This is a genomic window from Streptomyces smyrnaeus (genome assembly GCF_017676345.1).
GTDB classification, from domain to species: Bacteria; Actinomycetota; Actinomycetes; order Streptomycetales; family Streptomycetaceae; genus Streptomyces; species Streptomyces smyrnaeus.
In genome coordinates, this window is the sequence record NZ_JAFFZM010000031.1 from 40,704 (window position 1) to 66,506 (window position 25,803).

Consider the following 25,803-nt stretch of genomic DNA (forward strand, 5'->3'; position numbering starts at 1 on the left):
TGCATGAAAGTGCGAGAATCGATCCGTCCACGCATCACCGCAGCTAGCCGACGTATCAGGGAGCCAGGTGTCACCGTCACGCAACAAGAAAGACACCTCCGTCACACCGTCACCCGGCGCTGCCCCACCCTCGGCACTCTCCCTGACACCCCGCCTGGCGCAGTTCGCCGCGGTGGCCCGCCACGAGCACGTCACCCGCGCCGCGCAGGAGCTGGGCATCCCGCAGTCCTCCCTCAGCCGGGCACTCGCCCGGCTGGAGGAAGACCTCGGCGTCGCCCTCTTCGCACGGCACGGCCGCACCCTCTCCCTCACCCCCGCGGGCCGCACCTTTCTCGCCTCGGCCGAGCGGGCACTGGCCGCGGTCGAACAGGCGGCCGAGGCCGTACGGTCCGACGCCGACCCCGCCACCGGCAAGGTCGCCTTCGGCTTTCTGCACACCCTCGGCTGGGAGACGGTCCCCGAACTGCTGCGCGCCTTCCGGGCCGACCATCCACGCGTCCGCTTCGCCCTGGTGCAGAACTACGGTGAGGCCATGCTCGACCGACTCCGCGCCGGTGAGCTGGACCTGTGCCTGACCTCCCCCATCCCGGAGGCACCGGACCTGGTCGCCCGGCGCCTGGACGAACAGCGGCTGCGACTGGTCGTACCGGACGACCACCGGCTCGCGGCCCGCAAACGGGTGCGGCTCGCCGAGGCCGCGGAGGAGTCGTTCGTCACCTTGGAGCCCGGTTACGGCATGCGGCGCATCCTCGATGCCCTGTGCGCCGAGGCCGGGTTCACCCCCCGGATCGCCTTCGAGGGCGAGGAGGCCGAGACCATTCGCGGCCTGGTCGCCGCCGGGCTCGGCGTCGCGCTGCTGCCGCCCCCCGTCTTCCCGCGGCCCGGGGTGCGCGAGCTGACCGTCACCGCACCACGCGCCGTCCGCGAGATCGGGCTCGCCTGGTCCGCCGGGCGCCCCGACACCCCGCCGGTCGCCGCCTTCAAGAAGTTCCTGCTCAGCCGGAGAGGCCAGCTCCTGCGCGGCCAGTCCGCCCCCGCCCACCCCGCTTCCCAGGAGGCCCCATGACCCCGCATGCGCACAGCCACCAGCACTCCCCCGCCCACACCCACTCCCACGCGCACCACGCCACTGCCGAACCCGACTGGGAGGCGCTCGCCGCGCATCTCGAACGCGAGGCCGAACTGAAGGCGGGGTTCCTGGAGGAGGCCGCGGCCTGGCTGCACGACCTGCTCGGCAACCGCGCGGTGACCCGCGTCCTCGATCTGGGCAGCGGGCCCGGTGTCACCACCATCGCGCTCGCCCACGCCTTCCCCGGCGCCGAGACCGTCGCCGTCGACGGCACCCCCGGGCTGCTGGAGCGCGCCCGCGCCCGCGCCGAACGTGAGGGCCTGGCCTCCCGCATCACCACCCGCGAGGCCGAACTCCCCGCCGACCTGCCGGACCTGGGCACCGCCGAGCTCATCTGGACCAGCAACGTCGTCCACCATCTCGGCGATCAGCGCGCAGCGCTGGAGACCTTCGCCTCGGCACTGCGCCCCGGCGGCGTGCTGGCGGTACGCGAAGGCGGCCTGCCCACCCGCTTCCTGCCCCGCGACATCGGTATCGGACGCCCCGGACTCCAGGCGCGGCTGGACGTCGCCGAGGAGGACTGGTTCAGCGCCATGCGCGCCGAACTGCCCGGTCACACCCGCACGGTGGAGGACTGGCCCGCGCTGCTCGTCGCCGCCGGACTCGCGCCCACCGGCAGCCGCACCTTCCTCACCGACCTGTCCGCGCCGCTGGACCCTGTCGCGCGCGCCCATGTACGCGCCCGCGTCGAACGCTTCCGCGAGAACCTTGCCGACGATCTGGCTGCCGAGGACCTGACCACCCTCGACACCCTCCTCGACGACGCCTCCCCCGACGGCATCCTCCGCCGCCCCGACGTCTTCCTCCTGACGGCGACGACGGTGCACACGGCGGTACGCACCTGAGCCGCCCGCCCGAAGGGCCCGGCGCTACCGCAGGTTCTTGCCGAAGCCGCTGGCCAGCGGCATCCGCAGGCCCAGCGGCGGGGGAGCGGCGAGGGCGTCGGTCAGCGGACGGCACAGGTCGCCACCACAGAGGGTGCCCAGAACGAAGTCCTGGGTCAGCGCGGCCACTTCGGCGGCGTATCCGCGCAGGCCGTGCCCGTCCGTGTGCACCTCGAAGCGGCACACCTCGGCGTTGAGTTTCTTCGCGCGCTCGGCGAGACGGAAGGAGAGTTCCGGGTCGCACCGGGTGTCGTTCGTGCCGTGCACGATCAGCACATGGCGGCCGCGCAACTGCTGTACGGGCTCCTCGCCGCCCGCGGCCGGTCCCGCGCCCACCGCGTCGCCCACGGACTCGTCCGCCGCCGACAGCAGCGGCCCCAGGGCCACCACCGAGGCGACGGCCTGGTGACCGGCGGCGCGCAGTGCGGCAACGCCGCCGATGTCGGCGCCGACCAGACAGACGGGCACATCCCCGTACCGCCGCACCACTTCCTCGACCGCCCACTCGGCGTCGGCCGCGCAGTCCGCCGTACGGCTCGCGCCACCGCCCGCCGCGCCGCCGCCCGCCGCGCCGCCGTTCCGGACCCGGGCACCGTGGCGGTAGTGCACGATGTGGGTGACCAGAGGGTCGTCGTCCGAACTGGCGCGCCCCAGGCGACGGGCCAGCGGTACCGCTGAGGCCGCCGCCACCAGTTCGGTGCCCCGGCGGCCAGCGCCGGCGGTCCCGCCGCCCGGCAGTACGAGGACGACGGCGTGCGGGGCCCTCCCCACGGCTCCCCGGGGCCGTCCCAGTCGTGTTTCCCTCTCGGGCAACGCTCGCTGAGCCATGGCGCAACAATGGCACGCCCGCACGCGTTCGTAAGGCAGTTGGGAAAGCACATGCGTTCTACGCGCGTAGGAGCTAGAGTGCCGTGATGGTAAGCGAATCTTCGAGCACCGTCCCCACCAGCGAGCAGATCCGCCGCGCACCCAAGGTTCTGCTCCACGATCACCTCGATGGCGGGCTGCGCCCCGCGACCATCGTCGAGCTGGCCCGCGAGACCGGCTACGACGCGCTGCCGGAGACCGACGCGGAGCGGCTGGAGGTCTGGTTCCGCGAGTCCGCCGACTCCGGCTCCCTCGAACGCTATCTGGAGACGTTCACCCACACGGTCGGCGTGATGCAGACACGTGACGCGCTCTTCAGGGTCGCCGCCGAGTGTGCCGAGGACCTGGCCGCCGACGGCGTCGTCTACGCCGAGATCCGCTATGCGCCCGAGCAGCACCTGCTCGGCGGGCTCACCCTGGAGCAGGTGGTCGAGGCCGTCGACGAGGGCTTCCGCGAGGGCGAGCGCCGCGCCCGCGCCGCCGGCCACCGCATCCGGGTCGGTGCCCTGCTGACCGCCATGCGGCACGCGGCCCGCGCCCTGGAGATCGCCGAGTTGGCCAACCGCTACCGCGATCTGGGCGTGGTCGGCTTCGACATCGCGGGCGCCGAGGCGGGCCACCCGCCCACCCGGCATCTGGACGCCTTCGAATACCTCAAGCGCGAGAACAACCACTTCACCATCCACGCGGGCGAGGCGTTCGGACTCCCGTCCATCTGGCAGGCCCTGCAGTGGTGCGGCGCCGACCGGCTCGGGCACGGGGTGCGCATCATCGACGACATCCAGGTCGGGGAGGACGGTGCCGTCAAGCTCGGCCGACTCGCGGCCTACGTCCGGGACAAGCGCATCCCGCTGGAGCTGTGCCCCACCTCCAACCTGCAGACCGGCGCCGCCCCGTCCTACGCGGAGCACCCCATCGGGCTGCTGCGCAGGCTGCACTTCCGCACGACGGTGAACACGGACAACCGGCTGATGAGCGGTACGAGCATGAGCCACGAATTCGAACAGCTCGTGCGGACGTTCAACTACACGCTGGACGACATGCAGTGGTTCACGGTCAATGCGATGAAGTCCGCGTTCATTCCTTTCGATGAACGTCTCGCCATGATCAACGACGTGGTGAAGCCCGGATATGCCGCGCTCAAATCCGAATGGCTTTTCCAGGAAACTCCCCGCTGACCCCCCGTGACCAGCGGTTCAGCCGTCGCCGCAGCCCGCGTGCGGGGCGGCTGAACCCCCTCGGGAAACAGCCGTCATTCGCTGGGAAACGGCGACTTACGGCACTGCCGACGTGTTTGCGACTCCTCGGAACACCTGGCTACGTTCGCCAGGCTGCTCAAGCCCCGTCGGGCTGCTCCAGCCCCCCATTCCGAGGACGTAAACACTGATGAAGCAGGTAGCCAAGAAGACTCTGGGTGTCGCCGTGATGGGCGCGGCGGTCGTGGTGGCGGGCGCCGGCACCGCCTCCGCGGCCCCTTCCCTCGGGCTCGGTGGTGCCCCCACCGAATTGCTCGGCGCCGACGCGGTCAGCACCGGCAGCCGGGCGCTCGGCCCGGTCGCCAAGACGGCCGGCAAGACCGTCGGGGAGCTCCCCCTCAAGGAGGCCGCCCAGGGCCTGCCCGGGAACCTCTCCCAGCCGGTCGGCGTCGCCCAGGAGGCCCTGTCCGGGACGCTGACGGGCACCCCGCTCGACGCCACCGAGAAGGTGGCCGGACAGGCCCAGGAGTCGGTCAAGGGCAAGAGCTCCGCCCCCGGCGGCGGCATGATCGGCGGGCTGCCGCTGGGCAAGGCCCTGCCGGTCGGCGGCTCGCACTGACAGGCGCGTTCCCGACGCACGCGACGGCGGGTGCCCCCCCGGGGGGGCACCCGCCGTCGGTGTTGCCGGCTCGCACTGACAGGCGCGTTCCCGACGCACGCGACGGCGGGTGCCCCCCCGGGGGGGCACCCGCCGTCGGTGTTGCTGCGGGGCCTGCCGTCCACCGTGCTCCGTGTGCCGTGCTCCGTGTGCCGTGCTCCGTGTGCCGTGCTCCGTGTGCCGCGCTCGACGTGCGTGCTCCGGGCCGGTGAGGGCGGTCTACCAGGCGGAGCCGTGCTTGCGTCCCTCGTCCGGGAGCAGCACCCACAGGGCGAGGTAGAGCAGGAACTGCGGTCCTGGAAGCAGGCACGAGGCGAGGAAGACGACCCGCATCGTGGTGGGCGTGGTGCCGAACCGGCGGGCGAGCGCGGCGCACACGCCGCCGATCATCCGGCCTTCGGTGGGGCGGGCGAGTGAGGTCATGAGGACGGCTCCTTAGCTGTCCGGTCCGCGCGGCTTGGGCGGCTCGGGCGCCGGGTGGCCGCACGGCCTGTGCCGTGTGTCCCGGTGCCGCGTGCTGTGCCGGTGTGCCGCTGTTCTGCCTTCGACGGTAGACCGGAACAACAGGTCGAAACCTCACCTCAAGGTGCCATTCCGACCCTGGTCGCCCTCGGGGTCGAACCCTGAGTCTTCTCCTCCCGCAGCCGCAGCCCGGACCTGGACGAAGCGGCACCGGACCGCGACCGCTGCCGGCGGCCCCTGAGCCGGCCTCCATGTCCCGAGCAGTCGCCGTCCCGGTGGCGGAGCCAGCGGCGCAGCGGCGGAAAGACCAGCCCGGCGGAGAGCGCCACCCCGGTGGTGTTCAGCAGCACCGAGTCCACGTTGGCCACGTGCCCCGGTACCCCTGTCTGCGCCAGCGTGAGGACGACCGACACCATCGCCCCCGCGAAGACGGTGCGTGCCAGGGTGCCCGGCAGCCGTCGGTGCAGTCGCCCGGTGGCCAGCGGCAGCAGCACCCCGAGCGGCGCCAGCAGCAGCAGTCCGCCGCCGAGCCCCTCCAGCGCGGCCCGGGGCCCGTCGGCCAGATCGGTGCGGATGGTGGCCAGCGGGCGCAGGTTGGCCGGCGCCACCCAGGGCACCGCGAGCGGGCGCAGCGCCAGCCAGCCGACGAGACACAGATGTGCCGCCAGCAGGAGGAGTCCCACGAGGCGGATTCGGGAGGCGGAGGAGGTCGGGCCGCCGGAGCCTAGGCGCTGCACGTCATTCAGGACGCCGACGCGTTCCGCTGTGGTTCCGGGGCGGTGTTCCGAGGGGGTCAGGACTGTGTCACACGCGTGTTCCGGAGGCCGCACACCCCTCCCGCCCGGCGCGGGCGGGAGGGAGGTTCACAGCTGGGTGCCCGCGGTCTCTGCGGACTGCGGATGGGTGCGCAGCGCCGTACCGCACTCGTACCGCCGCAGGGGCGCGGCCGCCTCGCTGTCGGTGCCACCGGTGGCGTCGTCGGCGCTGTCGCCGTCCGAGGAGCCGTCCTCGGCCGGTCCACCGAGGACCACACCGCCCTCGGCGTCGGCCGCCGAGGTGTCGGCGTATGTGCACACGATCTGTGCCAGCGCGTACCGGGGCAGCTCGTCCAGCGGCCGGCTCAGCCGCAGCGCCTCGTCGGGGTCGCCGTCCGTGCCCTTGCTGATCGTCAGCTGCTCGGGGACGGCCGTCTCGAAACCGGCGGTGTCCTCCGTGACGCGCGGCTGCCGCTGCAGCTCGTCGAGCAGCTTGCGCGCCACCGGCAGCCGCTCGGCCGAGGAGCGCCCGCCGGGCATCCGTACCTCCCGCTCGACGGGCGAGACGCGCGAACCGCAGACCAGATAGACGCGGATGACGGAGGTCGCGCCGCCGCCGTCCGGGCTCTCGCGGTCGTTCGGCAGCACACAGCCCACCCGCGAGGGTGCCGCTCCCGCGTCCACCGGCACGGACGTGGCTCGGATACCGCACCCGGTGGCCAGGGAGGCGAGAACGCACAGCAGAACCGTGACCGGAGCGGCGCGGCGGCGGCGCGTACGGCCGCGCCTGCGGACGACCCCGTCGCGGCTCATCGCTCGCCCCCCTTGTCGCGTCGCTTGTCGCGTCCGTTGTTCTTTCGCTCGTCCCGCCGCTCGTCCGGTTCCGTGTCCTGTCCGCCGCCCGGACGCACGTCGCCGCCCTCCTCGCGGTCGCGGTCGCCGTCGCTGTCGTCGCTGTCGTCAGCGTCCGGCTGCCCTTGGCCGTCCTCGCGGTCGCCGTTCTCGCGTTCCTCGGCCACCCGCCGGGCGTCGCGGGGCAGCCGCAGGGTGAAGACCGCGCCGCCCTCGCCCTCGGGCGCGTTGTGTGCCGTGATCTCGCCACCGTGGATATGGGCGTTCTCCAGCGCGATGGACAGCCCGAGCCCGCTGCCCTCGGAGCGCGGGCGGGAGGCGCTGGCCTTGTAGAAGCGGTCGAAGACATGCGGCAGCACGTCCTCGGGGATGCCGGGGCCCTGGTCGGCGACCTCGATCACCAGCTCGTCGCCCCCTCCCGCGACGCCCGCGGCACCCGTGGCGCCCCCGGCGACGCCCGCGCCGTCCTCCCGCTCCCGGGTCCGTACCGAGACCCGCACCGGGGAGCCGCCGTGCTTGAGCGCGTTGCCGATGAGGTTGGCGAGGATGACGTCGAGGCGGCGCGGGTCGAGCCGGGCCATGATGCCGCGGTCCGCGTCCAGCTCCACCGCGTCCAGCCAGGCGCGGGCGTCGATACAGGCGGTCACCTGATCCGCCACGTCCACGTCGTCCAGCACCAGCTTGGCCGTGCCCGCGTCGAAGCGGGTGACCTCCATCAGGTTCTCCACCAGGTCGTTGAGCCGCCGGGTCTCACTCACCACCAGCTGCACGGCCGGCGCGATCATCGGGTCGAGGTTGTCCTGCTCCTCCTCCAGCACCTCGGTGACCGCGGAGATCGCCGTCATCGGCGTACGCAGCTCGTGCGACATGTCGGCGACGAAGCGCCTGCTGGAGGCCTCCCGGGCGCTCAGCTCGGCGACGCGCTGCTCCAGCGAGGCGGCCGCGTCGTTGAACGTACGGGACAGCTCGGCCAGCTCGTCCGTGCCGGAGACGCGCAGCCGGGTCTCCAGCTTGCCCTCGCCCAGTCTGCGAGCGGCCTCGCCCAGCCGCCGTACGGGCCGCAGCACGGTCGTCGCGGCGCCCTGCGCCAGCAGCATCGCGCCGATCAGCGCGAGCGCGGTGGCGATCCCCAACGACCAGGCCAGTGAGTTGAGGTCGTCGCGCTCGGGCGCCAGCGACTTGAGCAGGTAGCCGGTGGGAGTCGGTTCCTCGCCGATCACCTTCGCGCCACCGACCAGGTACGGGTCGCCGTCCAGCGTGATCCGCTGCCAGTACAGGTGGTACGGGTGCTTGTTCTGCTTGTCGACGGGGCGCTTCTTGGCGACGGCGCTGCGCAGCCGCTCGGGGACGTCCGCCAGGGCGAAGTCGTCCACGTTGGAGGCCGCGGAGCACGTCTTGCCGTCCTCGGTCCGGTCGATGAGCAGCACCTGGTAGTTCTGCGAGCTGCGCGCCATCTTGGCGGCCGCCTCGCGCAACTCCTGGCAGCTGACCTTGCGGGGGAGGTTGCCGGCGTTGTCCTCCATCGCCTTGCGGAAGTCGTTGAGAGCCGCGTTCTGGGCCCGGGTGAGGACCGCGTCGCGGTTGAGCCAGTAGGCGATACCGGAGGCGGAGACGGCGGCGGTGAGAGCCACCAGTGCGAAGACGACGACCAGGCGCAGCCGCAGGCTGGGCAGCATGCCCGCGAGCCGGGTGCGCAGGCGCTCGCCGAGGGAGGGAGCGTCGGTCACTCGGCGGTCCCGTTCGCCGTACGCCTCGACACCGCTGCTCCGCCTGTTCCGTTCGTGCGAACCGACCCGTTCGGATGAACCGCCCGGCTCGGACGACCTGTTGCGTGGGTGCGTCCGGTCACTGCGGGACGTCCAGCCGGTAGCCGACGCCGCGCACCGTGCGGATCAGGGTGGGGGAGGAGGGCACGTCCTCGACCTTGGCGCGCAGCCGCTGCACACAGGCGTCGACCAGCCGCGAGTCGCCCAGGTAGTCGTGCTCCCACACCAGCCGCAGCAACTGCTGCCGGGAGAGGGCCTGGCCGGGGCGTCTGCTCAGCTCCAGCAGCAACCGCAGCTCGGTCGGCGTCAGTTGCAGGTCCTCGCCGTTCTTGGTGACCGTCATCGCCGAGCGGTCGATCACCAGTGAGCCGAACGTCGCCGAGTCGTTGGACTCCCGTTCGCCGCGCCGCATCACCGCGCGGATACGCGCGTCCAGCACCCGGCCCTGGACGGGCTTGACGACGTAGTCGTCCGCGCCCGACTCCAGGCCCACCACGACGTCGATGTCGTCGCTGCGGGCCGTCAGCAGGATGATCGGCAGCTGGTCCGTGCGGCGGATGCGCCGACAGACCTCGAAGCCGTCGATGCCGGGCAGCATCACATCCAGCACGATCAGGTCGGGGCGCTGTTCGCGCAGCAGTTTGAGGCCGTCCTCGCCGGACGCGGCGGTCACCACGCGGTGCCCCTGGCGGGTGAGACCCATCTCCAGGGCGGTACGGACAGCGTCATCGTCCTCGATCAGCAACAGGAAAGGCACGCGCGCCATTCTGGCCTATGGCGCCCCCATACTTCGACCGGCGGTCGGCGCACAGCATCGACACGCCCGCCGGCCTGCGCGTTGTGAGGCCCGTCGGCCCTTGTGACACCGCTGTGACAGACGGGGGACCTGGCCATGAAATCGGGGCGGCAATGTGTACGTCGTCAAGCAAGCGATCGGTTCTGCTCCGAGGGGGCGCGAGATGAACACACTGCACGGAACCAACACGAGCGCAGTCCTTCACACGCGTCTGCACGTCCCTTCGGTTCCCGCTTCCCAGACCCGGTCTGTCGAGAAGTCCGGTGCCGCCGAGGCGGCCACCGCGCTGCTCGAGCGCAGCCGGGAGCTCGGGGTGGGGCGGACGTGCGCTCGCGGCACCGGGCGGGTGCGTGCCAGGACCGTGTTCGGTCCTGCGGTCGAGGGGCTCCGGGGGGACGCCCCAGGGGGGGACACGGGGGAACGGGGGGAAACCCGCAGGGAGGCGGGGGACGACGGGGACACGGGGGACCCCCGCAGGAGTGGCGAGTACAGGGAGGCGGCCGTTCTGGGTGCGGCCGAGGCATACGTGGGGGACGCTGCCTCGGGCGGGGAGACGGACGCGGAGGCCGAAGCGGCGTTCACCGCGTACGTACGGGAACGCCGGGCCTCCCTGTACGCCACCGCCTACCACCTGACCGGTGACCGGTACGAGGCGGAGGACCTGCTGCAGAGCGCCCTCTTCTCCACGTACCGGGCCTGGGGGCGGATCAGCGACAAGGCGGCCGTCGGCGGCTATCTGCGTCGCACCATGACCAACCTGCACATCAGCGCCTGGCGCCGCCGCAAGCTCAACGAGTACCCGACCGAGGAACTCCCCGAGACGGCCGGCGACCAGGACGCGATGCGGGGCACCGAGCTGCGCACCGTCCTGTGGCAGGCCCTGGCCCGGCTGCCCGAGCTCCAGCGCACGATGCTGGTCCTGCGCTACTACGAGGGCCGCACCGACCCGGAGATCGCGGACATACTGGACATCAGCGTCGGCACGGTGAAGAGCAGCATCTGGCGCTCCCTGCGCCGCCTGCGCGACGACGAGGTCCTCAGCTTCGGCCGCAACCAGGAAGAGAGCTTCGACGAGCTGGTCGCCTGACGGCCGACCGGCTCACCGAACCGGCCGCGCACCTGACGCGGCCACCGGAACGATCGCCCGACCCCGCGGGGACACGGGGCCCGGGCGATACGGGGGAACAGGGGAAAGGGAAAACAGGGGGGAACGGGGGAGACCGGGGGGACAAAGAGAGCGGTTCCGGCCGAGGCACACGCCTCGACCGGAACCGCTCTTCTCGTTTCCTCTCGTTGCCGCGCGCCTCCTCGAAGAGCTCCTGCGGAATCCTCGCCCAGTGGTCAGGAACGCGGGCTTCCGCCTGTGGTGAGCGCGGCGGTTCGGCGGAGCCGGGTGATGCGGGCTGCGGCTTCGTGGTGGGCGCAGGCGTGGGCGCCCAGGGCTCGGTGGCGGGCGACGATGGCGGGCTCGGCGCGCAGGAGGCGCCAGCCCCGGCTGAGAAGCACCCGAAGGGGCTTGCGGGACTCGCGGATGTCGCGGAGCAGCCGGCGGCGGAAGGTGGTGGTGGGGCGGCCACGGAGGCAGATGGCGTCGGCCAGCAGGCCCAGGGCCGCGCATCGGGCGGTGATGTCCGCGGCGAAGATGCCCTCGGCGACGAACAGCGGCGAGTCGGCGAGTTCCAGGCGCTCCTGGCCGGTGCGGGAGCTGGTGGAGATGTCGTAGAGCGGGACCGTGGCGGCGCCCTCGCGGCACAGGCGGGTGATGGCGCGTACGGCGGCGTCCGCGTCCCAGGACAGCGGCGAGTCCCAGTCGACGTCGGCTCCGACGAGGGGGAGGGTCGGGTCGTCGCCCTCCTTGTAGAAGTCGTCCAGGCGGAGGACGGGGAGCCCGCTGCGGGCTGCCAGCCGGGTCTTGCCGGAGCCGGAGGGGCCCGTGAGCAGGATGACCCGGGCCGTGGGCACCGTCGTGGGGGCCGGAGCGGGGGCCGGGACCGCGGGGGTCGCTCGCTCGGATACGTCGCATGCGTCGCTGGAGTCGGTCACGGGCAGCCATTGTCCGCCATGCACCGGGAAGTTTCGAAGGCACGTGCGAGGCGAGCCGGGGGAAGCCGTCGGAAACTCGTCCGGGCCGACGCGCGTCCGCCCCTCCCGAAAACCTTCCCCGAACAGGGAGAATGGCGCCCCACAGCACCCGATGGAAGAGGGAGGCCCTCACGTATGGCTCAGGAAGTACGCGGGGTCGTCGCGCCGGGCAAGAACGAGGCGGTGCGGGTCGAGACGATCGTCGTTCCCGACCCCGGACCCGGCGAGGCCGTCGTTCAGGTGCAGGCGTGCGGCGTGTGCCACACGGACCTGCACTACAAGCAGGGCGGGATCAGTGACGACTACCCCTTCCTCCTCGGGCACGAGGCGGCGGGCGTCGTGGAGGCGGTCGGCGACGGGGTCACGGATGTCGAGCCGGGCGATTTCGTGGTCCTCAACTGGCGTGCGGTGTGCGGACAGTGCCGGGCCTGCAAGCGCGGGCGGCCGTGGTACTGCTTCGACACCCACAACGCCGAGCAGAAGATGACGCTCAAGAGTGACGGGCGCGCGCTGGAGCCGGCGCTCGGTATCGGTGCCTTCGCCGAGAAGACACTGGTCGCCGCCGGGCAGTGCACCAAGGTCGATCCGGCCGTCTCGCCCGCCGTCGCCGGGCTGCTGGGCTGCAGCGTGATGGCCGGGATCGGTGCGGCGATCAACACCGGGCAGGTGACCCGCGGGGACACCGTCGCCGTCATCGGGTGCGGCGGCGTCGGGGACGCCGCCGTCGCGGGGGCGCGGCTCGCGGGCGCGGCGAAAATCATCGCCATCGACATCGACGACCGCAAGCTCACCACCGCGGAGAAGATCGGCGCCACGCACACCGTCAACTCGGCCAATGTCGACCCGGTCGAGGCCGTCCGCGAGCTGACCGGCGGCTTCGGCGCCGATGTCGTCATCGAGGCGGTCGGCCGCCCCGAGACGTACAAGCAGGCGTTCTACGCCCGCGATCTGGCGGGCACCGTCGTCCTCGTGGGGGTGCCGACGCCTGAGATGAAGCTGGAGCTGCCGCTGTTGGACGTCTTCGGCCGGGGCGGCTCGCTCAAATCCTCCTGGTACGGCGACTGTCTGCCCTCCCGGGACTTCCCCATGCTGATCGATCTGCACCAGCAGGGCCGTCTCGACCTGGGCGCGTTCGTGACCGAGACCATCGCGCTGGACGAGGTGGAGAAGGCGTTCGAGCGGATGCACAGCGGCGACGTGCTGCGTTCGGTGGTGGTGCTGTGATGGCGGCCCGTATCGATCACCTCGTCACCAGCGGGGAGTTCCGCCTCGACGGCGAGACGCACCAGGTGGACAACAATGTGTGGATCGTCGGCGACGACCGGGAGGCCGTCGTCATCGACGCGGCCCACGACGCCGACGCCATCGCGGCGGCGCTGGGGGAGCGGACCCTGCGCGCGATCGTGTGCACCCACGCGCACAACGACCACATCGACGCCGCACCACCCCTCGCGGACCGCACGGGTGCACCGATTCTGCTGCACCCGGACGACCTGCCGCTGTGGAAGATGACCCACCCGGACCGCTCGCCGGACGGTGAGCTGGCCGACGGCGACACCGTCTCGGTCGCCGGCGTCGACCTGGCCGTGCTGCACACCCCGGGGCACGCCCCGGGCGCCGTCTGCCTCTACGCGCCGGCTCTCGGCACCGTCTTCACGGGGGACACCCTCTTCCAGGGCGGGCCCGGCGCCACCGGCCGTTCCTTCTCCGACCACCCGACCATCGTGCGCTCGATCAAGGAGCGGCTGCTGACGCTGCCCCTGGAGACCGTGGTCCGGACGGGGCACGGGGACAGCACGACAGTGGGGGAGGAGACGCCGAACGTCTGAGGGCGTCGACGCCGACCGTCCGAGGCCCTGTGGGCCGCGCTGCTCCGCCCTGAGGGAGTCCCCCTCGGGGCGGAGCAGCCCCCTTGCCGCCGGCCCTCCCGCCGCCGGCCCTCCCGCAGGCGGCGCTACTGGAGGTAGCTCTCCAGGAAGCGGCCGATGCGCGAGATGGCGGCGTCCAGGTCGTCGGCGCGGGGGAGGGTGAGGATGCGGAAGTGGTCCGGGTGGGCCCAGTTGAAGCCGGTGCCCTGAACCACCTGGATCTTTTCCCGCAGCAGCAGGTCGAGGACGAAGCGCTCGTCGTCGTGGATCTTGTGGACCTCGGGGTCCAGCCGGGGGAAGGCGTACAGCGCGCCCTTGGGTTTCACGCAGCTGACGCCGGGGATCTCGTTCAGCTTCCGCCAGGCCACGTCGCGCTGTTCGTGCAGGCGTCCGCCGGGCAGTACCAGCTCCTCGATGGACTGGCGGCCGCCGAGCGCCGCCTGGATGGCGTGCTGGGCCGGGGCGTTGGGGCACAGCCGCATGGAGGCGAGCATGCCCAGGCCCTCCAGATAGTCCCGGGCGTGCTGTTTGGGCCCGGAGACCAGCAGCCAGCCCGAGCGGAAGCCCGCCACCCGGTACGCCTTGGACAGTCCGCTGAAGGTGAGGCAGACCAGATCGGGGGCGAGGGCGCCCACATGGTGGTGGACGGCGCCGTCGTAGAGGATCTTGTCGTAGATCTCGTCGGAGAAGACCATCAGCCCGTTGCGGCGTGCCAGATCGAGGATGCCCTCCAGCAGCTCGCGCGGGTAGACGGCGCCTGTGGGGTTGTTGGGGCTGATGATGACGACGGCCTTGGTACGCGAGGTGATCTTGGCGGCCATGTCGTCCAGGTCGGGCAGCCAGTCGGCCTGCTCGTCGCACACGTAGTGCACCGCCTTGCCGCCGGCCATCGTCGTCACGGCTGTCCACAGCGGGAAGTCGGGCGCGGGGATGAGGATTTCGTCGCCGTCCTCGACCAGCGCCTGTACGGCCATCGAGACCAGCTCGGAGACGCCGTTGCCGAGGTAGATGTCGTCCACGTCGGCCTCGGGGAAGCCGCGCTGCTGGTAGTGCTGGGCGACGGCGCGGCGCGCCGGGAGGATGCCGCGCGACTCGGTGTAGCCGTGTGCCTGGGGGAGCATCCGCACCATGTCCTGGATGATCTCCTCCGGCGCCTCGAAGCCGAAGAGGGCGGGATTGCCGGTGTTGAGCCGCAGCACGCTGTGCCCGGCCTCCTCCAGCGCGTCGGCCTGCTCGATCACCGGGCCGCGGATCTCGTAACAGACCTCGCTCAGCTTGTTCGACTGCCGGAACTCCATGCTGCCCCACCCTCCTGGTCCACTGCCGGATACTTGGTTCTACCAAGCTGGCACTTGGAAAGTCCAACCGCATGTCTACACTGAGCGGCATGCCGAGCCACGCGAGCCAGACAAGTCCCGGGCGCACCCGCCGCAGTTACGACCAGTTCTGCGCCGCGGCGCGCGCCCTCGACTCCGTGGGGGACCGCTGGACCCTGCTCATCGTCCGCGAACTCCTCGCCGGACCGCGCCGCTACACCGACCTCCACGCCGACCTGCCCGGAGTCAGCACGGACGTACTGGCCGCCCGGCTCCGGCACATGGAGGGCGAAGGGCTGGCCGAACGGCGCCGCCAGCCGCGGCCCGCCTCCGGCTACGTCTACGAACTCACCGAGCGGGGCCGCGCACTGCTGCCCGTGCTGACCGCGCTCGCCTCTTGGGGCGCCCCCGCGCTGGGCAAGCCGCGCCCCACCGACGCGGTACGCGCCCACTGGTGGGCCCTCCCGCTGCGCGACGCCGTACGGCGGGCGGTCGGGGAAGAAGTGGCCGCACTCGTCGATGTCGTACTGCCCGAGGGCGCCTTCCATCTGCGGCTGGGCGACGCACAGGACGGTCCGCTGTACGGCGAGGGCCCGGCGGCCGAGGGCGCCGACGTTCGCCTGGAGCTGGATGCCGAGGCCTGCGTGGCGCTCGTTGAGGGCTCGCTGACGCTGGCGGACGGCATCCGGGCCGGGACGGTCCGGGCGGGTTTCCGGAACGGAGACCGGGAGGGACTGGCACGGGCCCTGGGGGCGGACGACTGATCTCGCGTACCCGGCACGGGTGCCGCCCGCCCGCCCCTGCTCCCCCAGCCTCCGGCCGGGAGGTGCCCCCGCAGCCACAACCGACCCGCAGTCCGCCCGGCGCCGGACAGGGGCACCCCCTGACCGGACCGAACGCTCAGGCCCCGATCGGGTGCCAGACCGTCTTCGTCTCCAGGAAGGCGGTCATCCGCCCAAGGCCCGGCTCGGCCGACCAGTCGTCACCGCCCGGGCGCAGCACCCGCTTGAGGTTCTCCGCGGCGGCGCCCTCCAGCTCGGCGGCCGACTCGGCGTCGGCCCCCGCCAGATCGATCGCGTTCACATCCTGGTGCGCGGCCAGCGGACGGGCGATCTCGACGGTGTCGCCGGACAGCACGTTGACGACGCCGCCGGGCAGGTCCGAGGTCGCCAGCACCTCGGCGAGCGACAGCGCGGGCAGCGGTGCGGTACGCGAGGCGACGACCACGGCCGTGTTACCGGTGACGATCACCGGCGCGAGGACCGACACCAGCCCGAGCAGCGACGCGCTCTGCGGCGCCAGCACCGCCACCACGCCGGTGGGCTCCGGGGTGGAGAGGTTGAAGAACGGGCCCGCGACCGGGTTGCCGCCGCCCACCACCTGGGCCACCTTGTCGGACCAGCCCGCGTACCAGACCCAGCGGTCGATCGCCGCGTCCGTCTGCGCCTGCGCCTTCGCCTTCGACAGCCCCTCGGCCGCCGCCACCTCGGCGGCGAACTGCTCGCGGCGGCCCTCCAGCATCTCCGCGATCCGATACAGGATCTGCCCGCGGTTGTAGGCCGTCGCCCCGGACCAGCCGCCGAACGCCTTGCGGGCCGCGACCACCGCGTCCCGTGCGTCCTTGCGGGAGGCGAGCGGGGCATTGGCCAGCCACTGGCCCTTTGCGTCGGTCACCTCGTACACCCTGCCGCTCTCGCTGCGGGGGAACTTCCCCCCGACGTACAGCTTGTAGGTCTTCAGCACGGACAGCCGTGCGCCGCGCGCAACAGAGCCGCTCGTGCTGGACGTACGTGCCTCAGGCGTGCTCAAGGTAAGCCTCCAGACCGTGCCTGCCACCCTCGCGGCCGTAGCCGGACTCCTTGTAGCCGCCGAACGGCGAGGTCGGATCGAACTTGTTGAATGTGTTGGCCCACACGACGCCCGCGCGCAGCTGGTTGGCCAGCTTCAGGATGCGCGAGCCCTTCTCCGTCCAGATCCCGGCGGACAGTCCGTAGGGCGTGTTGTTGGCCTTGGCGACGGCCTCGTCCGGCGTACGGAAGGTGAGCACCGACAGCACCGGGCCGAAGATCTCCTCCCGGGCGATGCGATGCGCCTGGCTGACGCCGGTGAAGACCGTGGGCGCGAACCAGTACCCCTCGCCGGGCAGCTCGCACGGAGGCGACCAGCGCTGGGCACCCTCCGCCTCACCGGCCTCGGCCAGCTCGGTGATCCGGGCCAGCTGCTCGGCGGAGTTGATGGCGCCCACGTCGGTGTTCTTGTCCAGCGGATCACCGACCCGCAGGGTGCTCAACCGCCGCTTGAGCGCGTCCAGCACCTCCTCCTGCACCGACTCCTGCACCAGCAGCCGGGAGCCCGCGCAGCAGACCTGCCCCTGGTTGAAGAAGATCCCGCCCACGATGCCCTCGACGGCCTGGTCGAGGGGCGCGTCCTCGAACACGATGTTCGCGCCCTTCCCGCCGAGTTCGAGGGTGAGCCGCTTCCGCGTCCCGGCGACGGTCCGCGCGATCTGCTTCCCGACAGCGGTCGACCCCGTGAAGGCCACCTTGTTCACATCCGGGTGGCCGACCAGCGCGGCACCGGTCGCGCCGTCCCCCGGCACGATGTTGACGACGCCCTTGGGCAGCCCCGCCTGACGGCAGATGTCCGCGAAGAACAGCGCGGACAGCGGCGTGGTCTCGGCCGGCTTGAGGACCACCGTGTTGCCGGTGGCCAGCGCCGGAGCGACCTTCCAGGCGAGCATCAGCAGCGGGAAGTTCCACGGGATGACCTGCGCGGCGACCCCCAGCGGACGCGGATCGGGCCCGCACCCGGCGTACGAGAGCTTGTCGGCCCACCCGGCGTAGTAGAAGAAGTGCGCCGCCACCAGCGGCAGGTCCGCGTCCCGCGTCTCACGGATCGGCTTGCCGTTGTCCAGCGTCTCCAGCACCGCCAGCTCGCGCGACCGCTCCTGGATGATGCGGGCGATACGGAACAGGTACTTCGCCCGCTCGGCACCCGGCAGCGCCGACCAGGGGCCGAACGCGGCCCGGGCCGCGCGCACCGCCGCGTCGATGTCCTCCTGCTCGCCGTAGGCGACCTCGGACAGCACCTCTTCGCTGGCGGGCGAGAGGGTCTTGAACACCTTGCCGGCCGCCGCCTCCCGGAACTCGCCGTCGACGAAGAGGCCGTAGGACGGCGCGATGTCGACCACGGCCCGGGACTCGGGAGCAGGCGCGTAAGCGAACAACTTTGCGTTCATGGCTCAGTCCACCGTCACGTAGTCGGGACCGGAGTAGCGCCCGGTCGAAAGCTTCTGGCGCTGCATCAACAGGTCATTGAGCAGACTGGAGGCACCGAACCGGAACCAGTCCGGGCTGAGCCAGTCGTCCCCCAGCGTCTCGTTCACCATCACCAGATACTTCACGGCGTCCTTCGCCGTACGGATGCCGCCCGCGGGCTTCACGCCGACCTGCCGGCCGGTCGCCGCCCGGAAGTCGCGCACGGCCTCCAGCATCAGCAGCGTGTTGGGCGGCGTGGCGTTCACGGCCACCTTGCCGGTCGACGTCTTGATGAAGTCGGCCCCCGCGAGCATGGCCAGCCAGGAGGCCCGCCGGATGTTGTCGTAGGTGGCCAGTTCACCGTTCTCGAAGATCACCTTCAGATGAGCCGCGCCACAGGCGGCCTTCACCTGCTGGATCTCCTCGAAGACCTGCAGATACCGACCGGCCAGAAAGGCCCCCCGGTCGATCACCATGTCGATCTCGTCGGCCCCGGCGGCAACGGCCTCCCGGGTGTCCGCGAGCTTGACCGACATCGAGGCCCGCCCGGAGGGGAACGCGGTGGCCACGGACGCCACATGGACCTCACCCGCGCCCTGCTCGGTCAGCGCCTGCTTGGCGACGGCCGCCATGTCCGGGTACACACAGATGGCAGCGACCCGAGGCGTGGACCGGTCGCCCGGGTCGGGATTCGCGCCCTTCGCGCACAGCGACCGCACCTTGCCCGGCGTATCGGCACCCTCCAGGGTCGTCAGATCGATCATCGAGATCGCCAGATCGAGCGCGTACGCCTTGGCGGTCGTCTTGATGGAACGGGTCCCCAGCGCGGCGGCCCGGGCTTCCAACCCGACCGCGTCGACACCCGGAAGCCCCTGCAGAAAGCGGCGAAGAGCGGCATCGGAGGTCACGACGTCGGAGAGGGAGCCCCTCCCCGCGTCGCGAGGGGCCGCATCGGTAGGCATGCTCACCAGAGCACCATATCTACGCGCGTAGTAGCTGTCACCCCATGAACCCCGCCATCCTGCGCCCGTGACCTCACGGGAGCTCCCTTCGGACAGGTGCCGCCGCGCCGGAGCGCGCGTCGCCTTCCCGGGCGCCGGCAGCGGCCGACCACAAGGCCCGGACCGCGGTGGAACGGGCTGCCTTGGTGAATCCTTTCGGCGCCCGCGCGCCTCTTATCGGTACTTGCATCCGTACTTGCATCCGTGTCGGCGGAACGCCGGCACAGGAGAGGGAGGTTGTCGTGACAGTCGGAATCGCCGTCGCCGCCGGGGTTGTGCTGTTGTGCACATGCAGTTTCGTCGTGCTGCGCAAACGGGGCCGGTCGCGTGACTGAGTCGTCCTGGCCCGGTGAACAGTTGGTCGTCGCAGCGCAGCGCGGTGACATCGAGGCGATCACTGCGCTGGTGTCGGGCGCGCATCCCAACGTGGTGCGGTTCGCCCGCACCCTGTGCGCCACTCCGGAGGACGCCGAGGACGCGGCGCAGGAGGCGCTGATCATCCTGTACCGAAGGATCGGGATGCTACGGGCGTCCGGCGCTCTGGCGTCGTGGATGTTCCGCATCGTCCGCAACGAGTGCCTGCGGCGCGCGCGGACGATGCTGCGGCACCCCACAAGACCACGGCAGCACCCGCCCCGGGTGGATGCCGCCGTGCGTTCGGCCGAGGAGGAGGCTCTGCAACGCCTGGAAGCGGGCAGGGTGGCGGCGGCCGTCGCCACCCTGCCCGCCGACCAGCGGCGCGTGCTGATCATGCGGGACATCCAGGGCCACAGCGGACGGGCGGTCGCCGACGCGCTGGGCCTCAGCACGGCCGCGATGAAGTCGCGCCTGCACCGGGCCCGCGCGACTGTCCGGCACATGGTGCGCGACACACCCGAACCCGCTCGTGGAGGGAACGCTGATGGGAACCAGGACTGAGGGCCCCGGTTTCGCGAGTACGTCTCTGCCTCGCCACCTGGTCCGTGGCGTGGTCGGATTCGGCTCGTTGACCGGCTGCTTCGTACTGCTTCCGCTGGTCGGACCGATCAGCCTGCTGCTGTTGCCGATCGGCGCACTCGCACTGCGCGGGTGCCCGATGTGCTGGACGGTCGGACTGGTGCAGACCCTTTCGCGGGGGCGCCTGCAGCGCTCTTGCAAATCGGGGCAGTGCAAGGTCGAGCCCGGCGACCGGGCCGCCACCGCAGTGGCCGCTGCCCGCCCCGGGCGCGCCTCCTAGTCCGCCGCCGGGCCGTACACCAGGTGGGCCACGCCGCCCTCGAACCGTTCGCAGGTCGTCAGGGCGAGCTTCTGCCCGTCGGCGCCCTCCGGGAAGAGACGTTGGCCCTGGCCGAGGGTGACCGGGTACAGGAACAGGTGCAGCTCGTCGACGAGGCCGTCGGCGAGCAGGGCCCGCACCAGGGTGGCGCTGCCGCTGACGTAGATGCCCTGTGTGCGCTGCTTCAGCTCGCGCACCGCCTCCGGGTCGTACGGGCCCAGGACCGTCGAGTTGTTCCAGTCGGCCTTCTCCAACGTCGAGGAGACGACGTATTTGGCCGTCTCGTTGAAGAAGGGGGCGCCCGGGTCGTCCTCCGCCGTGCGGGTCGACCACGCGGGGGCGAACATCTCGTAGGTGTGGCGGCCCAGCAATATCGCGTCGCTGGTGGCCGTGAGGCCGCCGACGGCCTCCATCATCTGCGGCCCGAACGGGTAGTCGGCCGTCCAGACGGGGGCCTCGATCACGCCGTCGAGGGAGATGAACTCGTGGACTTTGAGGCTTCCCATGACCGCTCCTGGGGTGTGGGTGGATGCTGTTGCCGGGTATGACCCGGCGCCCGACGCGAAATCATCGCCGATCCGGATGCCTCTTCGATGCCGTACCGCAATGTCCGTCATGCGGACGGTCCGGCACAATCGTTCGCATGACGAGCGAGGACAAGGACCAGCGCGACGGGGCCGGCAGCGGCGGGCAGGAGTTCCCCGACCGAGTGTTCCGCTCGCCCGCCGGGATGGCGGGCGGCATCGTACTGCTGGCCATCGGACTGTGGCTGTCGATCGACGCGATCGTGGGTGGCGAGGGCAGCACACCCTGGCTCGCACTCGCCGGGCTGCTGTTCGCCGTGCCGCTCGTCGTCGCCTTCACCCTGCGCCCCGCCGTGTTCGCGGGGGAGCGGCGGATGCGGGTGCGCAACCCCTTCCGGACGATCGAGGTGCCGTGGGGAGCCGTGGAGACGGTGCGTGCCGGGTACTCCAGCGAGGTCGTCGCGGACGGGGTGAAATACCAGCTCTGGGCCATCCCCGTCTCGCTGCGGGCCCGGAAGAAGGCGACCCGGCACAACGAGCGGATCGCCGCCGGCCGGCCGCCGTCCCCCGGGCCGGGCGGCCTGTTCGGCGGGCGCGGTGTGCCGAACCTGGACCCGGGTGAGACCGAGATGCGGGAGCGGCGGGCCCCCTCCGACCAGTCCATCGACGAGCTCCGCGAGCTGCTGGAGACCCACGGCCGGAAGGAGGAGGCCCAGGGCAAGGTGGCGGTCCGCTGGTCCTTCGAGGTCATCGCCCCCGCCGTGGCGGGCGCCGTCCTCCTGGCGGTCCTGCTGGCGACGGGCTGACCCGGGGCGCCTCCCGCTCTCCGGCCCGCCCGGCCCCGACTCCGCTAGCTCTCCTGGTCCGGTCGGCCGTCCTGCGGCTGGACCCGCTCCACCACCAACTTCGCCTCCTCCGGTGACAGCTCCACCCCGAAGGTGTCCGCCAGCAGCTCGGGCAGCTCGTGCGGCTCCACGGTCCGCTTCTCGTCCGGCTCCGCGCCGGCGGCGGTGGTCGCGACCGTCGTCGTCCAGGTCAGGCCGTCGAGCTGGTCGGTGCGGTCGGGGCGGATGCGCTGGAGGAAGGGGCGCCGGTTGAAGGGGGAGTGCGCGCTGGTCGCGATGAAGTGGTTGCCCAGTTCGTAGTCGATCGGGTACTGCGGGTTCTCGGTGAAGTTGTGCCGCACCACCCAGCCGCCCCGGCCGTCCGGGTGGTGGAGCGCCCAGCCGTCCGCGCCCGGGGTGATCTCCGTACGGCGCAGCAGGAACGGCCGCCCCTCGATCGTCACCTCGTTGCCGTCCTCGCCCTCCACCAGCTCGATGGGGGCCAGCGGGCAGGCGCCGAAGCCGATGTCGGTCAGCCATCGCCGTCCCTCGACGCCGACCAGCAGCATCGCGTGGGTCGCCGGAAGGATCTTCTCCGCACCCATCTGCACCCGCCCGGAGACGGCGGTGAAGTCGAAGCCGAGCCGCTCCAGCGCCGCCGCGAAGAGCGTGGCGTGCTCGTAGCAGTAGCCGCCGCGGCTGCGCCGGACGAGTTTCTCCTGGACGTCGGCCAGATCGAGGGAGACCGACCGGTACAGGAAGCTGTCCAGATTGTCCCAGCGCACCGAGAGCACATGGGCGCGGTGCAGGGCGCGGAGTGTCTCCGTAGTAGGGGTGCGCTCCCCCTCGTACCCCAGTCGTGCGAGGTACGCGTCAAGGTCGAGCTGTTCGCCGTGCCACATGTCGTCGGTCTCTCCAGCCGGAAGGTGTGCGAGGGCGTCCGTCTGTTCGAGCAACTCGCCCGCCGGGCCCGCTATTCCGCTCCCGCACGGGGCGGGATCTCATACGACGGGGGCAGCCGTTCGACAGAACAGCCGCCCCCGTCCGCCCATCCGTCCGCCCGCTCGGACTACAGCCCCGTGGCCTGCTTCAGGTCGCCCTTGATCTGCTCCAGCACAGCTGCCGCCCTCTTCCGAGCGGTGGCGAGGTCAGCCGCCCCGCGGACCGGCACGACGACCTCCAGATAGCACTTGAGCTTGGGTTCCGTACCGCTGGGCCGTACGACGACGCGCCCGCCCTCGACACCGTCCGCGCCCGCCAGCCGGTAGCGCAGTCCGTCCGTGGGGGGCAGCGCCGCACTGCCATGGGTCAGATCCTCGGCCTGCGCCACGGCCAGTCCGCCCAGGGCGGCCGGCGGCTCGGCGCGCAGGCGCCGCATCCCGGAGGCGATCAGCGACAGGTCCGCGACCCGCACCGACAGCTGGTCGGTCGCGTGGACGCCGTACTCGACGTCGAGGTCGTCCAGCAGATCGGCCAGGGTGCGCCCGGCCTGCTTCAGCTCGGCGGCCAGCTCGGCGACGAGCAGCGCCGCTGTGATGCCGTCCTTGTCGCGGACGCCCTCCGGGTCGACGCAGTAGCCCAGCGCCTCCTCGTAGCCGTACCGCAGACCCTCCACCCGGGCGAGCCACTTGAAACCGGTCAGCGTCTCCGCGTACGGCAGCTTCGCCGCCTCGGCGATACGCGAGAGCAGCGAGGAGGAGACGATGGTCGTCGCGAACGTCCCCTCGGCGTGCTTGCGGATCAGATGGGTGGCCAGCAGCGCCCCCACCTGGTCGCCGCGCAGCATCCGCCAGCCGCTCGCCGTCCCCGCGTCGGGTACGGCGACACCGCAGCGGTCCGCGTCCGGGTCGTTGGCGATGATGACGTCCGGGCGTTCGCCGTGCTCGGCCTCCCAGGCGCGCGCGGTCGCGTACGCGCGGTCCATCGCGCCGGGCTCCTCCGGGTTGGGGAACGCGACGGTGGAGAAGTCGGGGTCCGGCTCGGCCTGCTCGGGCACCGGCACGATCGGGGGGAACCCGGCACGCTCGAAGGCGAGCTGCGCCGTGCGGTGCCCGACCCCGTGCATCGCGGTGTGCACGATCCGCACCTCGCGAGGCGAGCCCTCGGTGAGGACGGCGCCGGTCCGCGCCAGATAGGCGTCCAGTACGTCCTCGTCGAGCACCTGCCACCCCGACTCGGGGCGCGGTACGCCGTCCAGGGGGCCGACGGCCGCGATCTGCTCGGCGATCTCCGCGTCGGCGGGCGGCACGATCTGCAGACCGTCGTCCAGGTAGACCTTGTAGCCGTTGTCGCGCGGCGGGTTGTGGCTGGCCGTGACCATGACCCCGGCAGCGGCCCCCAGATGCCGTACCGCGAACGCCAGCACGGGGGTGGGCAGCGGCCCGGGCAGCGTCGCCGCGCGCAGCCCCGCACCGACCATCACGGCTGCGGTGTCCCGCGCGAAGTCGGCGCTCTTGTACCGCGCGTCGTACCCGATCACGACCAGCGGCCGGTCCCCCTCGCCCGCACGGGACCGCAGATACGCGGCGATCCCGGCCGCCGCGCGGATGACCACGGACCGGTTCATCCGCATCGGGCCCGCGCCCAGCTCACCGCGGAGTCCGGCCGTGCCGAACTGGAGGGTGTTGGAGAACCGGTCCCGCAACTCGTCCAGGTCGCCGGCCTCGACGAGTTCTGCGAGCTCCTCACGGGTCTGCGGGTCCGGGTCCTCGGCCAGCCAGTCACGGGCACGGGCGAGCAGCGCGTCGTCGTCGCGCAGGCCGTCGCTCATCTTCTTGGTCCTGCCTTTCGGATGGAGAGCTGATGGGGCTGGGTGCGATGCCGTCCTCGGTCCGTGCGGGGGCGGCTGCTCGCGGCGCCGGGGAGTCAGAGCCGCTTCAGCACCTCACCGAGCAGGGTGCCCATCCGTACCGCCGAGTCCCGGCCCGCCTGGAGGACCTCCTCGTGGTTGAGGGGCTCCCCCGTCATCCCGGCCGCGAGGTTGGTCACCAGGGAGACGCCCAGCACCTCGGCCCCGGCCTCACGTGCGGCGATGGCCTCCAGCACGGTCGACATGCCCACCAGGTCTCCGCCTATGGCCCGGACGAAACCGATCTCGGCCGGGGTCTCGTAGTGCGGCCCGGGGAACTGGACGTAGACGCCCTCTTCCAGCGTCGGGTCGATCTCCTGGCACAGCGCGCGCAGCCGCGGCGAGTACAGGTCGGTCAGATCGACGAAGTTGGCGCCGACGATGGGGGAGGTGGCGGTGAGGTTGATGTGGTCACTGATGAGGACCGGCTGCCCGGGCCGCATCCCCGGCCGCAGTCCACCGCAGCCGTTGGTGAGGACGATGGTCTTGCAGCCCGCCGCCACGGCCGTGCGCACCCCGTGCGCGACGGCCGCGACACCGCGGCCCTCGTACGCGTGCGTACGGCCGAGGAAGACGAGCGCGCGTTTGTCGCCCACCCGGTGCGAGCGGATCTTGCCGGCATGGCCCGCAGCGGTCGGAGGCGGGAACCCCGGCAGCTCGGTGACCGCGAGCTCGTGGTCGGCCACCCCGAGCGTGTCGGCCGCGGGCACCCAGCCCGAGCCCATGACGAGGGCCACATCGTGACTGTCCTCGCCGGTCAGGGCCCGCAGCTTGGCGGCGGCCTCCTCGGCGGAGCGGTAGGGGTCGTCGGCGTCGTGGGTAGTGGCAGAAGCGTTCACGCGACGAGGGTAGCCCGTTATCGCCTACGCGCGTAGACGTGGGACGCAACTCCGGACGAACACACGGACGACCCCAGCGCCCGGCGGGGCGCATGTGTGCTTTCTGCTAGCAGGGGCGCTTACGGAGCTCCATGACGTAGTCGTACGGGGCCCCGGCCGACTCCGCCGCGTCCGCGATGTCCCCCAGATAGCGGGCCGACGGCAGACCACCCTCATAACCGTTGAGGACATAGCACCAGGCCGGCTCCTCGCCCTCCAGCGTGTGCACCCGCACCCGCATCCGCCGGTATATGTCCAGACCGACGCCCTCCCAGCGGTCCACCGAGTCCTCGTCCATCGGCGCGAGGTCGTACAGCGCCACAAAGGTCTGGGCCCGCGGCGCCTCCACGATCGTGGCCAGCGCCCCGTCCCACCCCATGTGCTCCCCTCCGAACGTGAGCCGCCAGTCCGAGAGCCAGCCGGTGCCGCGCAGCGGGGAGTGCGGGGCGCGGCGGGCCATCAGGCGGGCGTCGAGATTGCCGGCGTAGGCGGCGTAGAGCGACATCCCACGAGGGTAACGGCGCCCTCCGCTCCGCGGGCCACGCCGCTTTGCGGGGTACCCCGCGCGGAGTCCGCCCTCTGTTG

27 protein-coding genes are annotated in these 25,803 nt (G+C 71.9%); 11 read left to right on the forward strand and 16 right to left on the reverse strand.

What is annotated here, in order from left to right; all coding sequences use genetic code 11:
- Positions 1-67: 67 nt before the first annotated feature.
- Positions 68-1,066, forward strand: a complete 999-nt coding sequence (locus tag JW613_RS32480; protein WP_209214445.1) for a LysR family transcriptional regulator — start codon at positions 68-70, stop codon at positions 1,064-1,066.
- Positions 1,063-1,974 (forward strand): class I SAM-dependent methyltransferase, encoded by a 912-nt coding sequence (locus tag JW613_RS32485; protein WP_209214446.1) that lies wholly within the window; start codon positions 1,063-1,065, stop codon positions 1,972-1,974. Before JW613_RS32480 ends, JW613_RS32485 begins: the two co-directional genes overlap by 4 nt.
- Before the next feature lie 24 nt (positions 1,975-1,998).
- Here JW613_RS32485 and JW613_RS32490 read toward each other — a convergent pair whose 3' ends face one another.
- Complete coding sequence (locus JW613_RS32490) at positions 1,999-2,841, reverse strand: alpha/beta hydrolase family protein (RefSeq protein WP_209214447.1); 843 nt, start codon at positions 2,839-2,841, stop codon at positions 1,999-2,001.
- 86 nt (positions 2,842-2,927) lie between these two features.
- On the opposite strand from JW613_RS32490, the gene JW613_RS32495 reads away from it, so the two are divergent.
- Positions 2,928-4,058: an adenosine deaminase gene (locus JW613_RS32495; protein ID WP_209214448.1), complete on the forward strand. Its 1,131-nt coding sequence runs from the start codon at positions 2,928-2,930 to the stop codon at positions 4,056-4,058.
- A gap of 208 nt (positions 4,059-4,266) precedes the next feature.
- Positions 4,267-4,695, forward strand: coding sequence for a hypothetical protein (locus tag JW613_RS32500; RefSeq protein WP_209214449.1), 429 nt, complete (start codon positions 4,267-4,269; stop codon positions 4,693-4,695).
- 258 nt (positions 4,696-4,953) lie between these two features.
- On the opposite strand, the gene JW613_RS32505 is transcribed toward JW613_RS32500, so the two are convergent.
- The 5 genes from JW613_RS32505 to afsQ1 form a co-directional block, all read right to left on the reverse strand.
- On the reverse strand, positions 4,954-5,157 hold the full coding sequence (locus JW613_RS32505; RefSeq protein ID WP_209214450.1) for a PspC domain-containing protein: 204 nt from the start codon (positions 5,155-5,157) through the stop codon (positions 4,954-4,956).
- 158 nt (positions 5,158-5,315) lie between these two features.
- Positions 5,316-5,879, reverse strand: a complete 564-nt coding sequence (locus tag JW613_RS32510; protein WP_307866129.1) for a VanZ family protein — start codon at positions 5,877-5,879, stop codon at positions 5,316-5,318.
- A 180-nt stretch (positions 5,880-6,059) separates the two neighbouring features.
- Positions 6,060-6,764, reverse strand: a complete 705-nt coding sequence (locus JW613_RS32515) for a hypothetical protein (protein ID WP_245226665.1) — start codon at positions 6,762-6,764, stop codon at positions 6,060-6,062.
- Complete coding sequence (locus tag JW613_RS32520) at positions 6,761-8,479, reverse strand: ATP-binding protein (RefSeq protein ID WP_209214472.1); 1,719 nt, start codon at positions 8,477-8,479, stop codon at positions 6,761-6,763. The genes JW613_RS32515 and JW613_RS32520 overlap by 4 nt, the downstream gene beginning before the upstream one ends.
- A gap of 169 nt (positions 8,480-8,648) precedes the next feature.
- Complete coding sequence (gene afsQ1, locus JW613_RS32525; protein ID WP_177214322.1) at positions 8,649-9,326, reverse strand: two-component system response regulator AfsQ1; 678 nt, start codon at positions 9,324-9,326, stop codon at positions 8,649-8,651.
- Between the two features lie 202 nt (positions 9,327-9,528).
- On the opposite strand from afsQ1, the gene JW613_RS32530 reads away from it, so the two are divergent.
- Positions 9,529-10,452 carry a SigE family RNA polymerase sigma factor gene (locus JW613_RS32530; RefSeq protein WP_209214452.1) on the forward strand — a complete coding sequence of 308 codons (924 nt, stop codon included), beginning with the start codon at positions 9,529-9,531 and terminating at the stop codon, positions 10,450-10,452.
- A gap of 254 nt (positions 10,453-10,706) precedes the next feature.
- Here the strand turns inward: JW613_RS32530 and JW613_RS32535 are convergent, their stop codons facing one another.
- Complete coding sequence (locus tag JW613_RS32535) at positions 10,707-11,408, reverse strand: uridine kinase family protein (RefSeq protein WP_372448032.1); 702 nt, start codon at positions 11,406-11,408, stop codon at positions 10,707-10,709.
- A gap of 174 nt (positions 11,409-11,582) precedes the next feature.
- Between JW613_RS32535 and JW613_RS32540 the strand changes: the two genes are divergently transcribed.
- Positions 11,583-12,671: an S-(hydroxymethyl)mycothiol dehydrogenase gene (locus JW613_RS32540; protein ID WP_209214453.1), complete on the forward strand. Its 1,089-nt coding sequence runs from the start codon at positions 11,583-11,585 to the stop codon at positions 12,669-12,671.
- On the forward strand, positions 12,671-13,276 hold the full coding sequence (locus tag JW613_RS32545) for an MBL fold metallo-hydrolase (RefSeq protein ID WP_209214454.1): 606 nt from the start codon (positions 12,671-12,673) through the stop codon (positions 13,274-13,276). Before JW613_RS32540 ends, JW613_RS32545 begins: the two co-directional genes overlap by 1 nt.
- 125 nt (positions 13,277-13,401) lie before the next feature.
- On the opposite strand, the gene JW613_RS32550 is transcribed toward JW613_RS32545, so the two are convergent.
- Positions 13,402-14,613, reverse strand: a complete 1,212-nt coding sequence (locus JW613_RS32550) for a pyridoxal phosphate-dependent aminotransferase (protein WP_209214455.1) — start codon at positions 14,611-14,613, stop codon at positions 13,402-13,404.
- An 89-nt stretch (positions 14,614-14,702) separates the two neighbouring features.
- On the opposite strand from JW613_RS32550, the gene JW613_RS32555 reads away from it, so the two are divergent.
- Positions 14,703-15,395, forward strand: coding sequence for a winged helix-turn-helix transcriptional regulator (locus JW613_RS32555; RefSeq protein ID WP_209214456.1), 693 nt, complete (start codon positions 14,703-14,705; stop codon positions 15,393-15,395).
- A 136-nt stretch (positions 15,396-15,531) separates the two neighbouring features.
- On the opposite strand, the gene JW613_RS32560 is transcribed toward JW613_RS32555, so the two are convergent.
- From JW613_RS32560 to deoC, 3 genes are read right to left on the reverse strand one after another with little or no spacing between them, the layout of a single operon-like run.
- Positions 15,532-16,440 carry an aldehyde dehydrogenase family protein gene (locus tag JW613_RS32560; RefSeq protein ID WP_245226666.1) on the reverse strand — a complete coding sequence of 303 codons (909 nt, stop codon included), beginning with the start codon at positions 16,438-16,440 and terminating at the stop codon, positions 15,532-15,534.
- A complete protein-coding gene (locus JW613_RS32565; RefSeq protein WP_209214457.1) occupies positions 16,427-17,869 on the reverse strand; it encodes an aldehyde dehydrogenase family protein in 1,443 nt (480 codons plus the stop codon). Before JW613_RS32565 ends, JW613_RS32560 begins: the two co-directional genes overlap by 14 nt.
- Before the next feature lie 3 nt (positions 17,870-17,872).
- Positions 17,873-18,850, reverse strand: coding sequence for a deoxyribose-phosphate aldolase (deoC, locus tag JW613_RS32570; protein WP_209214475.1), 978 nt, complete (start codon positions 18,848-18,850; stop codon positions 17,873-17,875).
- A 366-nt stretch (positions 18,851-19,216) separates the two neighbouring features.
- Here deoC and JW613_RS32575 point away from each other — a divergent pair, with 366 nt between their 5' ends.
- Together JW613_RS32575 and JW613_RS32580 are read left to right on the forward strand one after the other, a co-directional pair.
- Positions 19,217-19,807 (forward strand): RNA polymerase sigma factor, encoded by a 591-nt coding sequence (locus JW613_RS32575; RefSeq protein WP_209214458.1) that lies wholly within the window; start codon positions 19,217-19,219, stop codon positions 19,805-19,807.
- Complete coding sequence (locus tag JW613_RS32580; protein ID WP_209214459.1) at positions 19,791-20,105, forward strand: hypothetical protein; 315 nt, start codon at positions 19,791-19,793, stop codon at positions 20,103-20,105. The genes JW613_RS32575 and JW613_RS32580 overlap by 17 nt, the downstream gene beginning before the upstream one ends.
- Here the strand turns inward: JW613_RS32580 and JW613_RS32585 are convergent.
- Positions 20,102-20,650, reverse strand: a complete 549-nt coding sequence (locus JW613_RS32585) for a dihydrofolate reductase family protein (protein ID WP_209214460.1) — start codon at positions 20,648-20,650, stop codon at positions 20,102-20,104. The genes JW613_RS32580 and JW613_RS32585 overlap by 4 nt on opposite strands.
- A 137-nt stretch (positions 20,651-20,787) precedes the next feature.
- On the opposite strand from JW613_RS32585, the gene JW613_RS32590 reads away from it, so the two are divergent.
- Complete coding sequence (locus JW613_RS32590; RefSeq protein WP_209214461.1) at positions 20,788-21,474, forward strand: PH domain-containing protein; 687 nt, start codon at positions 20,788-20,790, stop codon at positions 21,472-21,474.
- A gap of 44 nt (positions 21,475-21,518) precedes the next feature.
- Here the strand turns inward: JW613_RS32590 and JW613_RS32595 are convergent, their stop codons facing one another.
- From JW613_RS32595 to JW613_RS32610, 4 genes are all read right to left on the reverse strand, one after another.
- Positions 21,519-22,448 carry an arylamine N-acetyltransferase family protein gene (locus JW613_RS32595; protein WP_307866130.1) on the reverse strand — a complete coding sequence of 310 codons (930 nt, stop codon included), beginning with the start codon at positions 22,446-22,448 and terminating at the stop codon, positions 21,519-21,521.
- Between the two features lie 113 nt (positions 22,449-22,561).
- On the reverse strand, positions 22,562-24,262 hold the full coding sequence (locus JW613_RS32600; protein WP_209214462.1) for a phospho-sugar mutase: 1,701 nt from the start codon (positions 24,260-24,262) through the stop codon (positions 22,562-22,564).
- A 95-nt stretch (positions 24,263-24,357) separates the two neighbouring features.
- A complete protein-coding gene (locus JW613_RS32605; RefSeq protein WP_209214463.1) occupies positions 24,358-25,179 on the reverse strand; it encodes a purine-nucleoside phosphorylase in 822 nt (273 codons plus the stop codon).
- 106 nt (positions 25,180-25,285) lie between these two features.
- Positions 25,286-25,723, reverse strand: coding sequence for a gamma-glutamylcyclotransferase family protein (locus tag JW613_RS32610; protein ID WP_099883622.1), 438 nt, complete (start codon positions 25,721-25,723; stop codon positions 25,286-25,288).
- Positions 25,724-25,803 lie beyond the last annotated feature (80 nt).